General features: G+C 69.8%; 13 protein-coding genes. All 13 read right to left on the bottom strand.

Annotated features, from left to right (window positions below):
- Window positions 1–5 precede the first annotated feature (5 nt).
- The 13 genes from AC07EJ_RS28025 to benA all read right to left on the bottom strand — a co-directional run bounded on the left by AC07EJ_RS28025 (window position 6) and on the right by benA (window position 15559).
- Window positions 6–551, bottom strand: coding sequence for a hydrogenase maturation protease (locus tag AC07EJ_RS28025; RefSeq protein ID WP_478885281.1), 546 nt, complete (start codon window positions 549–551; stop codon window positions 6–8).
- Window positions 548–1984 carry a hypothetical protein gene (locus tag AC07EJ_RS28020; protein WP_478885280.1) on the bottom strand — a complete coding sequence of 479 codons (1437 nt, stop codon included), beginning with the start codon at window positions 1982–1984 and terminating at the stop codon, window positions 548–550. The genes AC07EJ_RS28025 and AC07EJ_RS28020 overlap by 4 nt, the downstream gene beginning before the upstream one ends.
- The gene (locus AC07EJ_RS28015) at window positions 1981–2646 is read right to left on the bottom strand and encodes a DUF6084 family protein (RefSeq protein ID WP_389479386.1); all 666 of its coding nucleotides are present in this window, start codon (window positions 2644–2646) and stop codon (window positions 1981–1983) included. Before AC07EJ_RS28015 ends, AC07EJ_RS28020 begins: the two co-directional genes overlap by 4 nt.
- Window positions 2643–3299 (bottom strand): DUF5947 family protein, encoded by a 657-nt coding sequence (locus tag AC07EJ_RS28010; RefSeq protein WP_389479383.1) that lies wholly within the window; start codon window positions 3297–3299, stop codon window positions 2643–2645. Before AC07EJ_RS28010 ends, AC07EJ_RS28015 begins: the two co-directional genes overlap by 4 nt.
- Window positions 3296–3895: a hypothetical protein gene (locus tag AC07EJ_RS28005; protein WP_478885279.1), complete on the bottom strand. Its 600-nt coding sequence runs from the start codon at window positions 3893–3895 to the stop codon at window positions 3296–3298. Before AC07EJ_RS28005 ends, AC07EJ_RS28010 begins: the two co-directional genes overlap by 4 nt.
- Window positions 3892–5670, bottom strand: coding sequence for a nickel-dependent hydrogenase large subunit (locus AC07EJ_RS28000; RefSeq protein ID WP_393583878.1), 1779 nt, complete (start codon window positions 5668–5670; stop codon window positions 3892–3894). The genes AC07EJ_RS28005 and AC07EJ_RS28000 overlap by 4 nt, the downstream gene beginning before the upstream one ends.
- A gap of 88 nt (window positions 5671–5758) precedes the next feature.
- Window positions 5759–6853 carry an NADH-quinone oxidoreductase subunit B family protein gene (locus AC07EJ_RS27995; protein WP_389479375.1) on the bottom strand — a complete coding sequence of 365 codons (1095 nt, stop codon included), beginning with the start codon at window positions 6851–6853 and terminating at the stop codon, window positions 5759–5761.
- Window positions 6854–6979: 126 nt separating this feature from the next.
- Window positions 6980–8689, bottom strand: a complete 1710-nt coding sequence (locus tag AC07EJ_RS27990; RefSeq protein WP_389479372.1) for a hydrogenase maturation protein — start codon at window positions 8687–8689, stop codon at window positions 6980–6982.
- Window positions 8690–8849: 160 nt separating this feature from the next.
- Window positions 8850–11678, bottom strand: coding sequence for a helix-turn-helix transcriptional regulator (locus AC07EJ_RS27985; RefSeq protein WP_478885278.1), 2829 nt, complete (start codon window positions 11676–11678; stop codon window positions 8850–8852).
- Between the two features lie 50 nt (window positions 11679–11728).
- Entirely contained in the window at window positions 11729–12523 is a 795-nt protein-coding gene (locus AC07EJ_RS27980) for a 1,6-dihydroxycyclohexa-2,4-diene-1-carboxylate dehydrogenase (RefSeq protein WP_389479368.1), read from the bottom strand.
- Window positions 12520–13566: a benzoate 1,2-dioxygenase electron transfer component BenC gene (gene benC / locus AC07EJ_RS27975; protein WP_478885277.1), complete on the bottom strand. Its 1047-nt coding sequence runs from the start codon at window positions 13564–13566 to the stop codon at window positions 12520–12522. The genes AC07EJ_RS27980 and benC overlap by 4 nt, the downstream gene beginning before the upstream one ends.
- A 56-nt stretch (window positions 13567–13622) precedes the next feature.
- The gene (gene benB, locus AC07EJ_RS27970; RefSeq protein WP_389479364.1) at window positions 13623–14171 is read right to left on the bottom strand and encodes a benzoate 1,2-dioxygenase small subunit; all 549 of its coding nucleotides are present in this window, start codon (window positions 14169–14171) and stop codon (window positions 13623–13625) included.
- Window positions 14168–15559, bottom strand: a complete 1392-nt coding sequence (gene benA / locus AC07EJ_RS27965) for a benzoate 1,2-dioxygenase large subunit (protein WP_478885276.1) — start codon at window positions 15557–15559, stop codon at window positions 14168–14170. The genes benB and benA overlap by 4 nt, the downstream gene beginning before the upstream one ends.
- Window positions 15560–15749 lie beyond the last annotated feature (190 nt).

Below are 15749 nucleotides of genomic sequence, written 5' to 3'. Positions count from 1 at the left end.
TCTCCTCACGTTCCGACCTGATGGGCGGCATTCCCGGCCACGGGCGCCTCGCCCTCCCGCACGATCCCCCGAATCAGACGCACCGCTTCCGGAACCGCGGCGGCCACCGGCTTGCTGAGGCCGATGCCCTCCTCGACGGAAGCGGGCTCGCAGCCCACCACCACGGTGCGGCGTGGAGGTGTCCCGCCGGTTCCGGAGCTGAGTGCCTCCAGCAGAGCCAGGACCGCGTCCGGGGACATGTGGTGGCCGTCGAGCACGGCAGCTTGAGGCGCGACGTCACCGGGTGAGTCCACTTCGATGACGTACAGCGTTCCAGGATCACCGCCGCGAGCGGTGGCGTCGACGAGGACCAACGTGTCGTATCCGTCGAGCAGTTGGTACGCGAGATGCACGCCCCGCACACCGAAGTCCACGACCTCGACGTGTTCGGGCAGCTGGTGTGTGGCGAGTTCGCGCACCGTGTCGACGCCGAAGCCGTCGTCGCCGAGAAAGATGTTTCCCACGCCGGCGACGAGCGTTCGAGCGAGCGTCCTGTCGTCGTGCCCCGTCACTCGTCCTCCAGTGGTGCGATCTCGTCGGGCTGGAAGTACAGGAACCGGCCCTGTTCCCGACGGATGTCGGCGCCGGGGTCACCTTCAACGGTCACCGCCAGATGCACGCCCCCGTCGACGTCGTGCAGCACGGCCTCTACGAGCGCCCTGCGTCCGTGCAGGAAGAGATCCTGGGCGTCGGTGCGACGCAGTCCCGGGCGCAGGAGCACGCGGCTCCCGGCGCTGACGGCCCGGCCGTCGACCACGATCTCGTCGCCTGCCGGGTCCGGGCCCGCGTCGCTCTCCGGATCCCACCAGGGAGTCTCGGGCATGATGACCCTCTGTTCACCCGGCTCGACGAGAAGGTCCGCTTCGAGGGGCGCGGCCGGGACAGGGTCGGTCACTTCCCGAAGGGCCCGCACCGCGCCGTGCAGGCGCTCCAGCACCTCGGGGGGCATGGACTCGGCCAGGTCGATCACGGCGGCGGCCTTCGCGTCCGTTCCGCGGGCCTCGCGCTTTTCCTGGTCGGTGAGCGCCGCGGTGCGCAGGGCCAGGATCTCGTCGATCTCGGTGGAGTCGTACAGCGCGCCGGGACTTTCGGGGGAGATGGCCGGGTGGTCCTCCAGGATGATCGGCGAGGACAGCATCAGGTCCCTACGGCCCGGCTCGCCGGCGAGCACCGGCCACGTGTGCAGGTTGCGGCACGAGGCCACAGCGCCTTTGGCCCACTCCGGTGGATCGGTCATGGAGAGGAACGAGCCGGCGCCGAGACACAGCAACATGTGTGCGGCGACGAGGGCGTGCGGCAGCGCGGCGTCCCGGTCGGCTCCTGCATCGTCCGGGGTCCAGGTGCTGGTGTTCTCCACCACGGCGGTCAGCCGGAAGACCTTGTAGGGGCCTTCGATTTCGCGTGCTGAGAGACGTACGACGCCGCTGGCCTCTTCGCATCGGCGGACCAGTCGTCCCACCAGCTGTCCCTGCGCGTCGTGGACCAGTTCGGTCTCCTCGCGCGCGGGGCGGGTGAAGGGAAAGGCGATGCCGTCCCCGGTGAGTTCGGCCACGGAGGCGGTCACTTCGACGCGTTCCTCAGCGCCCTCGTCCCAGGGGACCAGGACACGGTCAGGGAGCGACAGTTCACTCACGGTCTCGAACGAGCCGCCCTGGCAGGCCTTTTGCACCGTGCGGCGCTGAGGATGCAGAAAGCGCACCTCGACGGACAACGTGTCGCCCTTCTTGGGCTCCATCAGACACTCGGTGTGCTGGAAGTCGTGCTCGTCGCAGTCGGCGCCCCAGGCGGGCGGGACCAGCACTCCGAACTGCCAGCGCAGCCGGTTCTTGGCCGCCGACGCCCGATACGGATAGAGCACGTATCCCTCGAACAGGACGGCGTCGGCCACCGCTCGGGCGGTGGCGAACCGGGACTCCGTCTCCGGGCTGAACACGGCTGTCGTCACGGCGCCGTCCTCTCGGTGGCCTGCGGCAGGGTGTCTGCGGCAGGCAGTTCAAGGAGAGTGCGCATCGTCGCCTCCCAGGAGGACAGTGCCCGCCGAGAGCGGAACGCCAGCAGGTCGTCGATGACGTCGCGGGGCAGCCGTAGCCAGCCGGCGCCAGGGAAGTGCTGGTCGATCATCTCCTGCCACACCTTGACCGGCATGAGGCACGTGGCCTCGCGATCCCAGGGGACGGGTTCGACGTGGAACCCTCCGGCCCCGGTGAACGCGGTGCCGGAAAAGAGCAAGAGGAGCGGCACGTCGCCGCTCGACACGGCATCGAAGTAGCGGGTGGAGGCGACGTCCATGTCGTACGTGCAGGGCACCACGAGGTCGGCCTCCGTCTGCCCGGTGAAACTGGGGACCATCAGGGAGACCTGCGCGAACTGCACCGGCTGGAGGGTGTTGCCCCAGCGTGCCCGCCGGCCGAACAGGTCGTTCAGCCCTTCGGCCTCGTCGGCGTCGTAGCTGCGTCTGGCCGGTTCGATGCGCATCTGGCAACGCAGTGCGAGCGCGTGCACCCGCGTCTGCTCGGAGGCTTCGATGCGCAGCCGGAAGACGAGAGTGGGGCCGGCGGCGTACTGGTCGGCGCGCACGCCGATGCAGGTGAACGAGAACTCCGTCACGGACGGCGCGCCTCCTCCGGTGTCCTGGCCCGCTGTGCGACGTGCTCGAAGAACGCGGTCAGATCGGCGCGTGCCTCCGACCCGCCGTCGAAGCCCTGCCACAACAGGCGCATCCGGCCCACGAGTTCGTAACAGATGTCCACCGGCACGAGATAGCACTCGGTCCGGTCCTCGACCCGGCGCAGGAGCAGAGCCTCCACGTCGGGTTCGAGGAGTTCGGCCAGACGGCTGTTCCCGAGCGCGGTCTGCCAGGTGGACGGATCCAGTTCGCTCTCGGTGGCGCCCGCCGGGCTGGGGTAGAGCGCGACCAGTCTGTCCAGCGAGGCGTTGCGGAAGAAGAACGCGACGCTGACCGGGATCTGGAGGAGCTCCCAGACGCCGGGGTCGAGTCGGTGGTCCGGGTCGGCCAGATAGCGGTCCGGGACGGTGCGGAACCTCCCGCGGCCCGCGCCCCGCTGCTCGAAGAGCATCGAGCACGGCGTGCAGGCGCAGGCGAGGGAGCGGTTCTCGGTGTCGACCATGTGCCGGTGGTTGCTGTCGTCGATCGGTGCTCCGCACAGCTCGCACGTCTCGGGCTGAGACGCGCGCGGCGCCGCGAACCGCCGCAGGCCCAGTACCGGCGAACGTAGAGTCCGCTTCGGTGGCGTGCTCATGGCGCCTTCGCCGGGGTCGGGCCGGAGTCGCCCGAACGGGAGGGGGGCCGCGTGATCTGCAGCAGAGTGGGTTCCTGTGAGGAGGCCGCCTGCTGGATGTCGACCGACGTCACTTCGGGGGCGAAACAGGCGAGGGCACCTTCCACTGCCTGGCGGGCCTCCGCCGCGGTGCTGGAACAGCCGCAGCCCGAGCCCTCCGCGGAGCGCAGGTGCAGCGTGCCGGTGGCGTCGTCGAAGCTCACGAGCTCGACGGGGTGGCGGCGACGCACGCTTGCCAGGGCCCGGTCGATACGTGCGGCGGTGTCCTCGGGGTGCAGGTCGTGCAGGACCAGCAGACTGGTGACCAGTTCGTCTTCGAGCATGGCAGCGAACGGGTCGCCCTCGGCCTCGAGGGCGCCGAGGAGCGAGACCATGCGTGCCAGGCCCGTACCGTAGAAGTCCATCAGTACGCGCACCAGTTCCTCAGCCGCACGGGCGGCCTCGGAGTCCTTCTCGGAGGTCAGGTGGTCGATGATTTCCTCGACCCGTCGGCCCGCCTCCTCCGCGTTCGCAGCCGCCACGCCGGACGGCCGGGTCGTGGTGGTGGACGCGCTCATCCGGCCAGTCCGCTCAGTCCGGTCGGCACGTGCATCTTCTGCACGGTCTTGCCGCCACCGACGTACATGTGGACACCACAGGGCAGGCAGGGGTCGAAGCTGCGCACCGCCCGCATGATGTCGATGCCCTTGAAGTTCTCCGGGGTGTTCTCCTCGAAGATCGGCGTGTTCTGTACGGCGTCCTCGTACGGGCCAGGCGTTCCGTAGGTGTCGCGCACGCTGGCGTTCCACGGAGTCGGCGGATAGGGATGGTAGTTGGCGATCTTGCCGTCGCGGATCACCATGTGATGGGACAGGACGCCGCGCACCGCCTCGGTGAAGCCGACGCCGAGTCCCTCGTCCGGCACCTCGAACTTCTCCCAGGTCTGGGTGCGGCCGGCGCGGACCTCCGCCAGGCCCTTCTCGGCGCAGTGCAGCGCGATGGCGGCGGCGTACGCCTGGAAGTACGTGCGGGCCCGGTTGCGCTCCAGCGCGTTGCTCCACTTCGGGATCTTCCACTCGAAGCGGGTCTCGGGCTTGGTCATCGTGCGGGGCAGGGTGATGACGACGCTGTTGCCGGTGGCCTTGACGTAGTCGGTGTCGACGAGTCCCGACAGCGCGGTCGACCAGAGTCGGGCGATGGGACCTCCGCCGGTGTCGAGCGCCAGGTAGTCCTTGCCGTCGAACCAGCGAGGGGACATCACCCAGCTGTAGTTGCCCTGGAAGTCGCGCTTCTGGGGAGCGGGGATCGTGTGCTGGTTCCAGGGGTGGCGAGGGTCGACCGGATTGCCGAGCGGGTCGTGGGTGACGAACTGCTCCTGGCCCTGCCAGTCCTCGTAGTACGAACTGCCGAGCAGGATCCGGATGCCCAGGTTGATCTCGGTGAGGTCGTTCGTGACGAGTTTGCCGTCGACGATGATGCCTGGGGTGACGAACATCTTCCGTCCCCAGTTGGTCATGTTGGCGTACGTGAAGTCGCAGTACTCGGGGTCGTTGAGCGCGCCCCAGCAGCCGAGCAGGACGCGGCGGCGTCCGACCTCCTCGTACCCGGGCAGGGCCTCGTAGAAGAAGTCGAAGAGGTCGTCGTGCAGGGGCACCACGCGCTTCATGAACTCCACATAGCGCATGAGGCGACTCATGTAGTCGGTGAAGAGCTGGACGGACGCGATGGTGCCGACGCCGCCCGGGTAGAGCGTGGAGGGGTGCACATGGCGGCCCTCCATCAGGCAGAACATCTCCCGTGTGTAGCGGCTGACTTGGAGTGCCTCGCGGTAGAACTCGCCCTCGAGCGGGTTGAGCGAGCGCATGATGTCGGCGATTGTGCGGTAGCCGTGCTCCGCGGCGTGCGGAGCCTCGGTGCGCTCGGCGAGTTCCAGTACGCCGGGGTTGGTCTCGCGGACCATCTTTTCGCAGTAGTCGACCCCCACCAGGTTCTCCTGGAAGATGTTGTGGTCGAACATGTACTCAGCGGACTCGCCGAGGTTGATGATCCACTCGGCGAGGTGCGGCGGCTTCACTCCGTACGCCATGTTCTGCGCGTACACCGAGCAGGTGGCGTGGTTGTCACCGCAGATGCCGCAGATGCGACTGGTGATGAAGTGCGCGTCCCGGGGGTCCTTGCCCCGCATGAAGACGCTGTAGCCGCGGAAGACCGACGAGGTGCTGTAGCACTCCGCCACGCGCTTCTGCTTGAAGTCGATCTTGGTGTGGATGCCGAGGCTGCCCACGATCCGGGTGATCGGATCCCAGGACATCTCCACCAGGCCGTTGCCGTCGGTCTTCGTCTTCGGTGCCATCGTCTGTGCAGCGCCCTTCGTCAAGTCTTCGTACGGGAGGTCGGATCACGTGGGACGGCCACCCCGAAGGCGCCGTGCGGGGACACGTTCACCACGGCGGCCGGTATCCGGTCGTCAGGTCGGCGCCGCGGTGGCGCCACTTCGGCTCCTTGTCCACGGTCTTGGCCGTGATGGAGCGGAGCTTTCGGATCACGGACCCGTACGCGCCGCTCGCCGCGCTGGACACCTTGCCGCCGGGCGGCTCGTCCATGAACGGCATGAACTTGTCCGGGAAGCCGGGCATGGTGCAGGCGATGCAGATGCCGCCGACGTTCGGACAGCCGCCGATGCCGTTCATCCAGCCGCGCTTGGGCACGTTGCACTTGACGACGGGGCCCCAGCAGCCGAGTTTGACCAGGCACTTGGGCGAGTCGTAGGTGCTGGCGAACTGGCCCTGCTCGTAGTAGCCGGCGCGGTCGCAGCCCTCGTGCACGGTGGCCCCGAACAGCCAGGTCGGACGGAGCTTGTCGTCCAGCGGGATCATCGGGGCGGACCCTGCCGCCTGGTAGAGCAGGTAGGTCAGGGTTTCGGCGAAGTTGTCCGGCTGGATCGGGCATCCCGGAACGCACACGATCGGAATGCCCGCCTGAGACTTCCAGTCCCAGCCGAGGTAGTCGGGCACCCCCATGGCACCGGTCGGGTTGCCCGCCATCGCGTGGATGCCGCCGTAGGTGGCGCATGTCCCGATGGCCACGACGGCCAGCGCCTTGGGCGCGAGCCGGTCGATCCACTCGCTCGTCGTGATCGGCTGGCCCGTCTCGGGATCGTCACCGAACCCGCACCAGTAACCCTCCGGCTTGATCGACTCGTTGGGGATGGATCCCTCGACGACCAGGACGAAGGGGTCGATCTCGCCGCGCTCCCCCTTGAAGAACCACTCGATGAACGTGTCCGCGCCACCTACCGGACCGCATTCGAAGTCGATCAGCGGCCAGTGGACGGCGATCTTCGGCAGGCCGGGGAGCACACCGAGCACGATCTCCTCGATGCTCGGCTGCATGGCGGCTGTCAGGGCCACCGAGTCGCCGTCGCAGCTCAGTCCCGCGTTGATCCAGAGGATGTGAATCGTCGGGGATTCTTCCTCGGCGGGCGTACCCGTGGTGTCCGCGGAATCGACCGCCACGGTCGGCGTTGCTGCATCCATGGAGATGCCTCCTAGGGAGGTATACAACGAAAGGGCACATATCGGCCCTCGCCTTCCTTGATAGCAGGCGCCCCGCCACCGCGCGACGTGACCCTGCCCCAGGCGTGTGGCGACAGCCCCGGAGGTTCACTGCCGTGCCGCACCGACGCCGGTCAGGTGGGACGGCGTCATGACGGTGGGCTGTTTGTGGACGAACGCGCGCCGCAAGGCGTGGTACGGGGCGTCCGGATCCGAAAAGGTGTGCAGCATGACGGTGAGCTCCTCCGTCCGGTAGAGGGACAGTGGCTTGGCGGACTCGTCCCGCTCCCTCGCCTGCTTCTTCGCGGCGATGCGTTCCTGGATCCCTGAGGACTTGGCGAGCCGGACGGCCAGCCGAGCCACCTCACGGGGAAAGTCCTGCGGGCAGCACTCGACCAGGCGATCCACCAGCTCCATCCGCAGCCCCGCCGACGCGCTCACCGGCAGCGCCTCGTGCGTCAGGCGGTCGGCCACCTCGACGCCCACACGCCGCGGCAGTGTGTAGGTCCAGTACTCGGACCCGTGCAGCCCCATCAGGCGGTAGTGCGGGTTCAACACCACGCCCGCGCGGCACCACACCTCGTCCGCGGCGAGGGCCAACATGGCCCCGCCTGCCGCGGCGTTGCCGCCCAGGGCACTGACCACCAGCCTGTCCGTGGTGGTCAGGATGGCCTCGACCAGGTCGTTCATGGCGTTGATGTTGGCCCAGGACTCGGCGCCGGGGTCATCGGCCGCATCGATGACGTTCAGATGGATTCCGTTGGAGAAGAAGTCCCGCGTGCCGCCGAGGACCAGCACGGAGGTGGGGCGCGAGCAGGCGGCCCAGTAGGCGTCGAGCAGACGTCGGCAGTGCGAGGTGCTCATGGCGCCGCCCGGGAAGGAGAAGGACAGGAACCCGACCGCCCCCTCCTCGCGATAGCGGATGTCCGACCAAGTGCGCCGGCCGTCGTCCGCGGCAGGCACGAAGGTGCTCTCAGGAAGCGCCGGGAGCCGATCGGACAGGGCCTGCACGGCCGGAAGTTTGCACGGCCTGGGCTCCCCCGGCGCGCGCCGGGGCCGGAGTTCGGGAATCCAGACGGCACCATCCACGGTCGCCCGGCAGATCGCTCCGGCTCTCGTGGCGAGCAGCTCCCCCGGATACCCCTTCAGCTCATCCTCCGGACAGCCCCCGTGCAAGTACCACTCGTCACCCAGGAACTCGTCCAGTACCCCTGGGGACGAGTCGGCGGCGCGCAGCTTTCGCACCACGGTCGCGGTGCTGTCCCACGCCCAGTGGATGCGCCGCAGTCCCTGGGGGTAGCGAGGGCGGGGCGCCGCTACGGCTGTGTGCTGCCCTTCGGCCTGGGGCCGGGGCGAATAGGCGCCCGAGGCGAATCGGTCAACTGCCTGGAGTACCGCGGCCGACGCGGCGTCGGACACCTCGTTCCGGTACAGGTCACTCTTTCCGACCGGAGGCACCGGGAAGTCGGCCTCTGCCCACACGTCGCCGGCGTCCATCTCCCCGTTGGCCTGCAGTACGGTGACGCCCCACCGGTCCGTGCCCTCGCTGATCGCCCAGTCGAGTGACGAGGGTCCCCGGTCACCGACAGGGCCGGGATGAACGATCAGGCACGTGTACGCCTGCCACACGTCCTCGGGGATGGCTCTCTTGAGCATGGGCGCGATGACCAGCTCCGGTTCACAGTCGCGGAGTGCGGCACGCAGCGCGTCATCGCCGGAGGCGAGATGCACGTCCAGGCGGTGGCCTCGGTCTCGCAACTCGGCGTGGGCGCGTTGAGTGAGGCTGTTGAAAGCGCTCGCCAACAGCAGAATGTGCATGGCAACCTCCCATAGCCCTGGGGCTGCAGCCGCAGCGGTTCCGGCCACCGGCGATCCTGGGACACAGGGCAGGAGGCACACCGAAGCCGGGCCGCGAAGTCACTCCAAATGCGCAGAGGTTGACGACCACTCGGCGCACGCGCGGGTCAGGAGGCTTCGCTCAGGGCTCCTGGCGTCGCAGGGCCGCGAGTTCTCCGCGCGAACGGATTCCGAGCTTCGTGTAGATGTGCGTCAGGTGGTACTGCACTGTCTTGACCGAGATGAACAGTTCGGCCGCGGCCTCGCGGTTGGTCACGCCTCGGGCGACGAGTTCGGCCACGTGCTGCTCCTGTGCCGTGAGGCGGCTGAAGTCGGCGCCGGTGCGGTCCGTCAGCTGTCCGGTGACGCCGCCCGCCTTCAGTTCTCGGTCGCAGCGCTCCACGTAGGCGACGGCGCCGAGGGCCGCGAACCCGTCCCTCGCCCGGCGCAGCACGGTGTCGGCGTCCCGGCGTTTGCCGACCCGGCGCAGGGTCTGGCCGTAGGCGAAGTTGACGCGGGCCCGGTCATACGGCGTGGGCAGCGGTTCCAGTGCCGCCAGGGCCCGTTCGAAGTGCTCGCGGGCCTCCTCGATGTCGCCCCGGGCCGCCGCGACACGGCCGCGCGGGTAGCCGAGCCGGCCCCGGGTGGAACGGTGGCCGCGTTCGGCGGCGCGGGCTTCGAGCGGGGCGAGGAAGGCGTCGGCCTCGTCGGTGCGGTGGCACATCACCAGGGCGTTGGCGTAGATGTCGTGCCAGGGCCACATGCCGGGCTCGTCGACAGCGTCGCGTGACGCGAGGCGGGTGAGGGGGGTGAGCGCCTCCACCACCTGCTCGTAGTCGGCGCGGATCTCGGCGAGGTGGGCGCGGGCGAGACAGGCGGGAATCAGCATCATCGCGTAGTGGCGGCGGTCGGCCGCGGCATCCCTGACGTGCTGTTCGGCGCGGGCCCGGTCGCCGCGCAGGGCATGGATCTGGGCGCCGGTCCAGTGGATCAGGGGGCGCAGCAGTTCCATGCGGGCCGCGGCGGCGCGGCCCGCGGCGCGGTCGACCGTCTCCAGGGCCTCGTCCCAGTCACCGAGGGTGAAGCGGGTGCGGGCCAGCCATGCCTGGGCCCACAGGGAAATGCGGGTGGAACCCTTGCGGTACTCGGTGGGTACGGCGCTCTCCAGGTCGTGCCAGGCGCCGTAGAGGTCGTCCTGGGACAGGGCCAGCCAGCCGCGGCACATGCGGACGCGCTGGCGCTGCGCGCTGTCGGCGACCTCGCCGACCAGCCGGTCGACGCCCTCCAGCGCCTCGGCCACCCGGCCCTGACCGAGGTAGCCGAGGCCGAGAACGGCGCGGGTCTCGACGACGGCGGGCGAGCTCTTGGGGGCGAGGTCCAGGGCGGTGCGGGCCCAGCGCACAAGGTCGTCGGCCCGCCAGTCCGCGAGGGCGTGCAGGACCTGGCGCTGGCAGATCAGCGCGGCGGTCTCCGGTTCGCGCACCGCGTCGACCCGGTGCCAGGCGCTGTCCAGGAGACGCTGGGTCTCGGCCGGGCGTCCGCCCAACAGGGTCAGGTAGCCGAGCACGGCGTCGCGCAGGGCGCCGGACGGGAAGCTTTCCAGGACGGCCGAGAAGCCCTGCGCGCGCGGCAGATCGCCCGCTCCGACCAAGGAGTCGACGGCCCGCAGCAGCCGGGCCTGCCGGTCGGCCGGGGACGGGCTGAGGTCGGCGGCCAGAAGCAGCGCCCGCGCGCAGGACGACCAGGCGCCGACGGCAGCGCGCCCGGCGGCGTGCGCTTCCAGGGCCGCGGCCAGCTCTTCGTTCGCGAGCGGTGGTTCGGCGGCGGCCCGATGGCGCAGCCGCTGCCCCTCGTCATCGACCAACTCGGCCGCGCGGGCGTGCAGTTGAGCACGGTCGCTCGGGCCCAGCGAGTGGTACACGGCCGCCGCGGTGAGGCGGTCGCGGAAGGCGACGCGTCCCGCGCCGGGCCCCACGGGCGGGCTGAGCAGGCCCGCGCGGCACGCGTCGTCGAGTGCGTCCAGGGGCGAGGTGAGCGCGGCCAGGTGGGCCGCGTCCGCGAAGCGAGCGGGGCTGCCGAGGACGGCGCACGCCTCGGCGAGCCGCCGGGCCTCGTCGGCGCAGGCGCTCAACCGAAGGTGTACGACCGCTGCCCGGTCACGCGGGACAGGCAGCACGGTCGGCGGGTCGGACCAGGTCTCGTGCGGCGCCTCGCGCAGCAGGGCGGTGATGTCCGCGGCGACGCCCGCCGTGTGAAGGCACAGTTCCTGTGCGGCGGTGGGTGACAGGTCGACTCCCTGAAGCGCGGCCAGGCGTCGTACGTCGTGCGGTTGCAGCGGTTCGAGGTGGACGACGCAGCCCGGGAACTCCGCGAGGAACCGCGCCGTGTCCGCCTCGGCGACCGCGTCGTCGTCGACCAGGTGCACGGCGAGCACGGGCACGTCCGTCATCAGCCGCAGCGCGGATGCCAGACCGCGCAGTGAGGCCGCGTCGGCCCACTGGGTGTCCTCCACGACGATCAGCGCACACCGCCCTCCGGTCCGCCGCCGGGCCAGGGCCGACGCCAGCAGCTCGGCGAAGACCAGCGGGTCGGCCAGGCCGGGCGGCTCGGGCCGTGGCGCGTCTGGAGGGCGTGCGGTGCGCGTGCCTTCGTCAGGGCACCCGTCCGGCGACGGACCGGACACCGCCCGTTCGACGCTCCGCAGGAGTTGACCCGCCACCGCGCCGGCCCGGTCCGCCTCCCAGCGCAGACCGCGAACGCGCACCGTCAGTGTCTCGGGGTGCGCGGCGGCGAAGCCCTCGAGCAGCGTCCGCTTGCCGCTGCCCCGGGGGCCGCGCACGAGGAGGGCCGCCGGGCCGCCCTCGGCGACGGCGGCGTACGCGGACTCCAGCTCGGCCCGTTCCCGCTCCCGGCCCACCGCATCGGCGGGCCTGTCCGGGCCGTCGGGGTGTGTCCGGTCGGGGCTGTGCATGAGGCGGACGCTACGCGAGGCTGTGGCGCCGGCACCAGCGGGCACTTGCGTCACCCCAGGTCGCCGCCCGCCACGGGAAGGACGGTTCCTGTGATGTACGACGCCTCGTCGGAGGCGAGGAACAGGATCGCCGCCGCCTGCTCGGCCAAGGTTCCGTAGCGCTTCATCAGTGACGATTCGACGGTCTGGTCGACGATCTGCTGGTACCAGTCCCGTTCCTGCTCGTCTCCTGCCGCCGGGCCACGGGCGACGCGGCGCGGGGGCGCCTCGGTGCCGCCCGGCGCGGTGGCGACGACGCGCACACCGTACGGTGCGGCCTCCAGCGCGAGGGCGGCGGTGAGGGCGTTGACCCCGCCCTTGGCCGCCGCGTACGGCACGCGGTTGATGCCCCGGGTGGCGACCGAGGACACGTTCACGACGGTGCCGGAGCGCTGGGCGAACAGGTGCGGGAGGACGGCACGGCAGGTCCACAGGGTCGGGAGGAGGGAGCGGCGGATCTCGGTCTCGATCTCCTGCGGGGCGTAGTGCTCATAGGGTTTGGCCCAGATGGTGCCGCCGACGTTGTTCACGAGGACGTCGATCCGGCCGAGCCGGTCGAGCGCCTGGGCGACGGCCGTCTCGGCGCCCTCGTACGCCTCCAGGTCGGCGACGACGGACTCGGCCTTGCCGCCGGCCGCGGTGATCTCCCCCGCCACCTCGTGGACGAGTTCCGCGCGGTCGACGAGGACGACATGGGCGGACTCAGCCGCGAGGCGGCGGGCCACGGCCTCACCGATGCCCTGGGCCGCGCCGGTCACCACCGCGGTCCGTCCGGCGAACCGGCCCGCGTACACGTGGCCGCTCATCGGCCCGCCCCCACCAGGTCGGCCGCCGCGACGGCTGGTGTGAACTTCTCGTGGTGGAAGTGCGCGGGCTCGACGCCGAGTGCGTCGATGTGTGCGCGCACGGCCTCGACCATCGCGGGAGGACCGCACAGATACACGTCGCAGTCGCCGCCGTGCAGCCCTTCGGCGCCGAACAGGGCTGTCACGTAACCCTTGTTGGCGGCCGTGCTCGACTCGTCGGCGACGCAGTACTCGAAGGTGAAGCCTGGCAGCACAGCCGCGGCGTCGGCGAGGGTGTCGAGGTGGACGAGATCCTGGTCGGTGGTGACTCCGTACAGGAGATGGACGGGGTGTGCGGGAGGGGAGCCCGCCGCGGCCAGTGTCTCCAGCATGGACAGGAGCGGGGCGAGGCCGGTCCCGCCCGCCAACAGCAGTGCCGGACGGGCCAGTTCACGCAGGAAGAAGCCGCCCATGGGACCTGTGAGGGTCACCCGGTCGCCGGCCTGGGCCCGTTCGGTCAGATACGTCGACATGGCCCCGCCCTCGACGACGCGCACCAGGAACGAGACCTGCTCCTGAGCGGGCCCCGTGCTGAAGGAGTACGCGCGGCTCTCGCCGTCCGTGCCGGGCACACCGACGTTGACGTACTGGCCGGGCAGGAAGCCGAGGGCGGCCCGGTCGTCGACGGCGAGGGTGATGCCGACGGTCGTCGGCGTATGCCGGTCGACGGCCGTGACGGTCGCGGCGTGCGTGGCCGGTCCCGTCTTGCAGGCGGCCGACGTCGTGGGGATGCGCAGCACGAGGTCGCTGCGCGGGGTCATCTGGCACGGCAGGCAGTAGCCGCGCGCCGCCTCGTCGTCGGTGAGCGCCTCGTCGATGTAGTCGCCGCCGTCGTAACTGCCGGACTCGCAGTACGACTTGCAGGTGCCGCAGGCGCCGTCGCGGCAGTCGAGCGGGATGTTGATGCGGGCCTTGTAGGAGGCGTCGGCGACGGTCTCGGCCGGTTCACAGGTGATGAACCGGGTGGTGCCGTCCTCGAAGCCCAAGGCGACCTGGTAGCCCATGTTCGTTCTCGATTCGGGGAGTTGACTGACGGGTGCGGGGGCCGGCGCGGCGCCGTTCACAGGTGGTAGATGTCGACCACGTGGTGGATGAAGTCGTTTTTGAGGACGACCTTCTTGCGGCGGATGACCGGGGCGGGGCCCGACAGGTCGAGCGTGTAGTACGAGGTGCCGAAGTACGTGTCGGTGTGCTGGTATCGGTAGTAGAGCGTGAACCAGTTGAAGCGCACGTCGAGCAGTTCGCCGTCCGCGCCGCCGCGGCCGGTGATCTCCACGTTGGTGATGTTGTGGCCGGTGCGCGGTTCGGGCAGGCTCGTGGCGCTGGAGCGGTCGGTACGGATGCGGAAGACCCGGTCCTCCAGACCCGCCCGGTTCGCGTAGTAGATCAGGGAGATCTCGGTCTGCGGGTCGCGGGTCAGTTCGTCGTCGTCGGCCCAGGCCGGCATCCAGAACTCGGCGTCAGGGTGGTAGCACTCCAGCCAGCGCTCGAACTCACGGTCGTCCAGATACCGGGCCTCCCGGTACAGGAACTGTCGTACGGATTCCAGGAGTTGGACATCTTCGGACTGCTTCGCGGCACTCCCGACCGGCACGGTGGACGTCGTCATCGCGCGCCGCCCCCTCGCTCGTTGCGCATCGTCCCGGCCGGCGCGTCCTCGGCGGCGAGCGCCGCGTTCATGGTGTCCAGCCAGTAGCCGTGCTGGACGGGGTAGAGGCCCTCGTCCTCGGTGCGGACACCGCTCGCGATCGGACTGATGCCGAGCTTGCGGGCTTCGTCGTCGGGGCCGTCGATCCAGTGGGCGGCGCCACGGCTGAGGTCGTTCCACGGAGCGGCGGTGGCCTGGTAGGTCTTCTGACAGGAGCGGAATTCCTCCAGGTCGTCGGGGGTGGCCATCCCGGTCGCGTTGAAGAAGTCCTCGTACTGGCGGATGCGGTTCGCGCGGGCCTCGGCGCTCTCCCCCTTGGGGGCGATGCAGTAGATGGTGACCTCGGTGCGGTCCACGGACAGCGGCCTCAAGTGCCGGATCTGGGAGCTGAACTGGTCCATCAGGTAGACGTTCGGGTACAGGCACAGATTGCGTGACACGCCGATCATCCAGTCGGCGCGGGCCTGACCGTACTTCTCGACGAGTTCGTCGCGGCGCTCGTTCAGGGGGCGGTTGGCGGGGTCGAGCCACTCGGTCCACAGGAGCAGGTGTCCGTGGTCGAAGGAGTAGAAGCCGCCGCGCTGTCTGGACCAGCCTCCGGCGTCCATGTTCCTCGTGTCGTTCTTCGACTCGCCGGACGTGCGCCGCGCGGTGGTGGCCGCATAGTTCCAGTGGGTGGCGGACACGTGGTAGCCGTCGGCGCCGTTCTCGGCCTGCAGCTTCCAGTTCCCGTCGTAGGTGTACGTCGAGGAGCCGCGCAGCACCTCAAGGCCCTCCGGGGACTGGTCGACGATCATGTCGATGACCTTGGCGGCGTCACCGAGGTGGTCCACGAGCGGCTTGACGTCCGGGTTGAGGCTGCCGAAGAGGAATCCCCGGTAGTTCTCGAAGCGGGCCACCTTCGTCAGGTCGTGCGAACCGTCCTTGTTGAACTGCTCGGGGTATCCGGCGTCCCGCGGGTCCTTGACCTTGAGGAGCTTGCCGGCGTTGTTGAACGTCCAGCCGTGGAAGGGGCAGGTGAAGGTGGTCCGGTTGTCGGTCTTGCGGCGGCACAGCATCGCGCCGCGGTGACTGCAGGCGTTGATCAGCGCGGTCGGCTCACCATCCTTCTTGCGCGAGACGACAACCGGCTGACGGCCCATGTACGTCGTGAAGTAGTCGCCGATCTCCGGGATCTGGCTCTCGTGCGCGAGATAGATCCAGTTCCCCTCGAAGACGTACTTCATCTCCAGCTCGAAGAGCTGCTCGTCGGTGAAGGCGCTGCGACGCAGGCGGTACACCCCGTTTCCGGGATCCTCCACCAGCGCCTCGCTCAGCACGCTGCGCGCCGCTGCCCAGGTTTCGGTCATGGCTCCTCCTGATGCCCGGCGAGGTGCCGCCCGCCGGCACGGCTCATCGGGTGCTCAGCACCATGGCAGGGCCTGGGGCGGGCCACCCCGGACATTTGCCCAGTCCCCACCCAGGGTGCTTTTCATATGCAGCACATACGGATCATGCTGAATTCGGTATTTGTGCCCTCTGAATGACCGCTCCTACGCT

This window comes from Streptomyces sp. NPDC045026, from assembly GCF_056432625.1.
The sequence above is the reverse complement of the archived record's forward strand: the minus strand, read 5'-3'. Positions and strand labels throughout refer to the sequence as shown.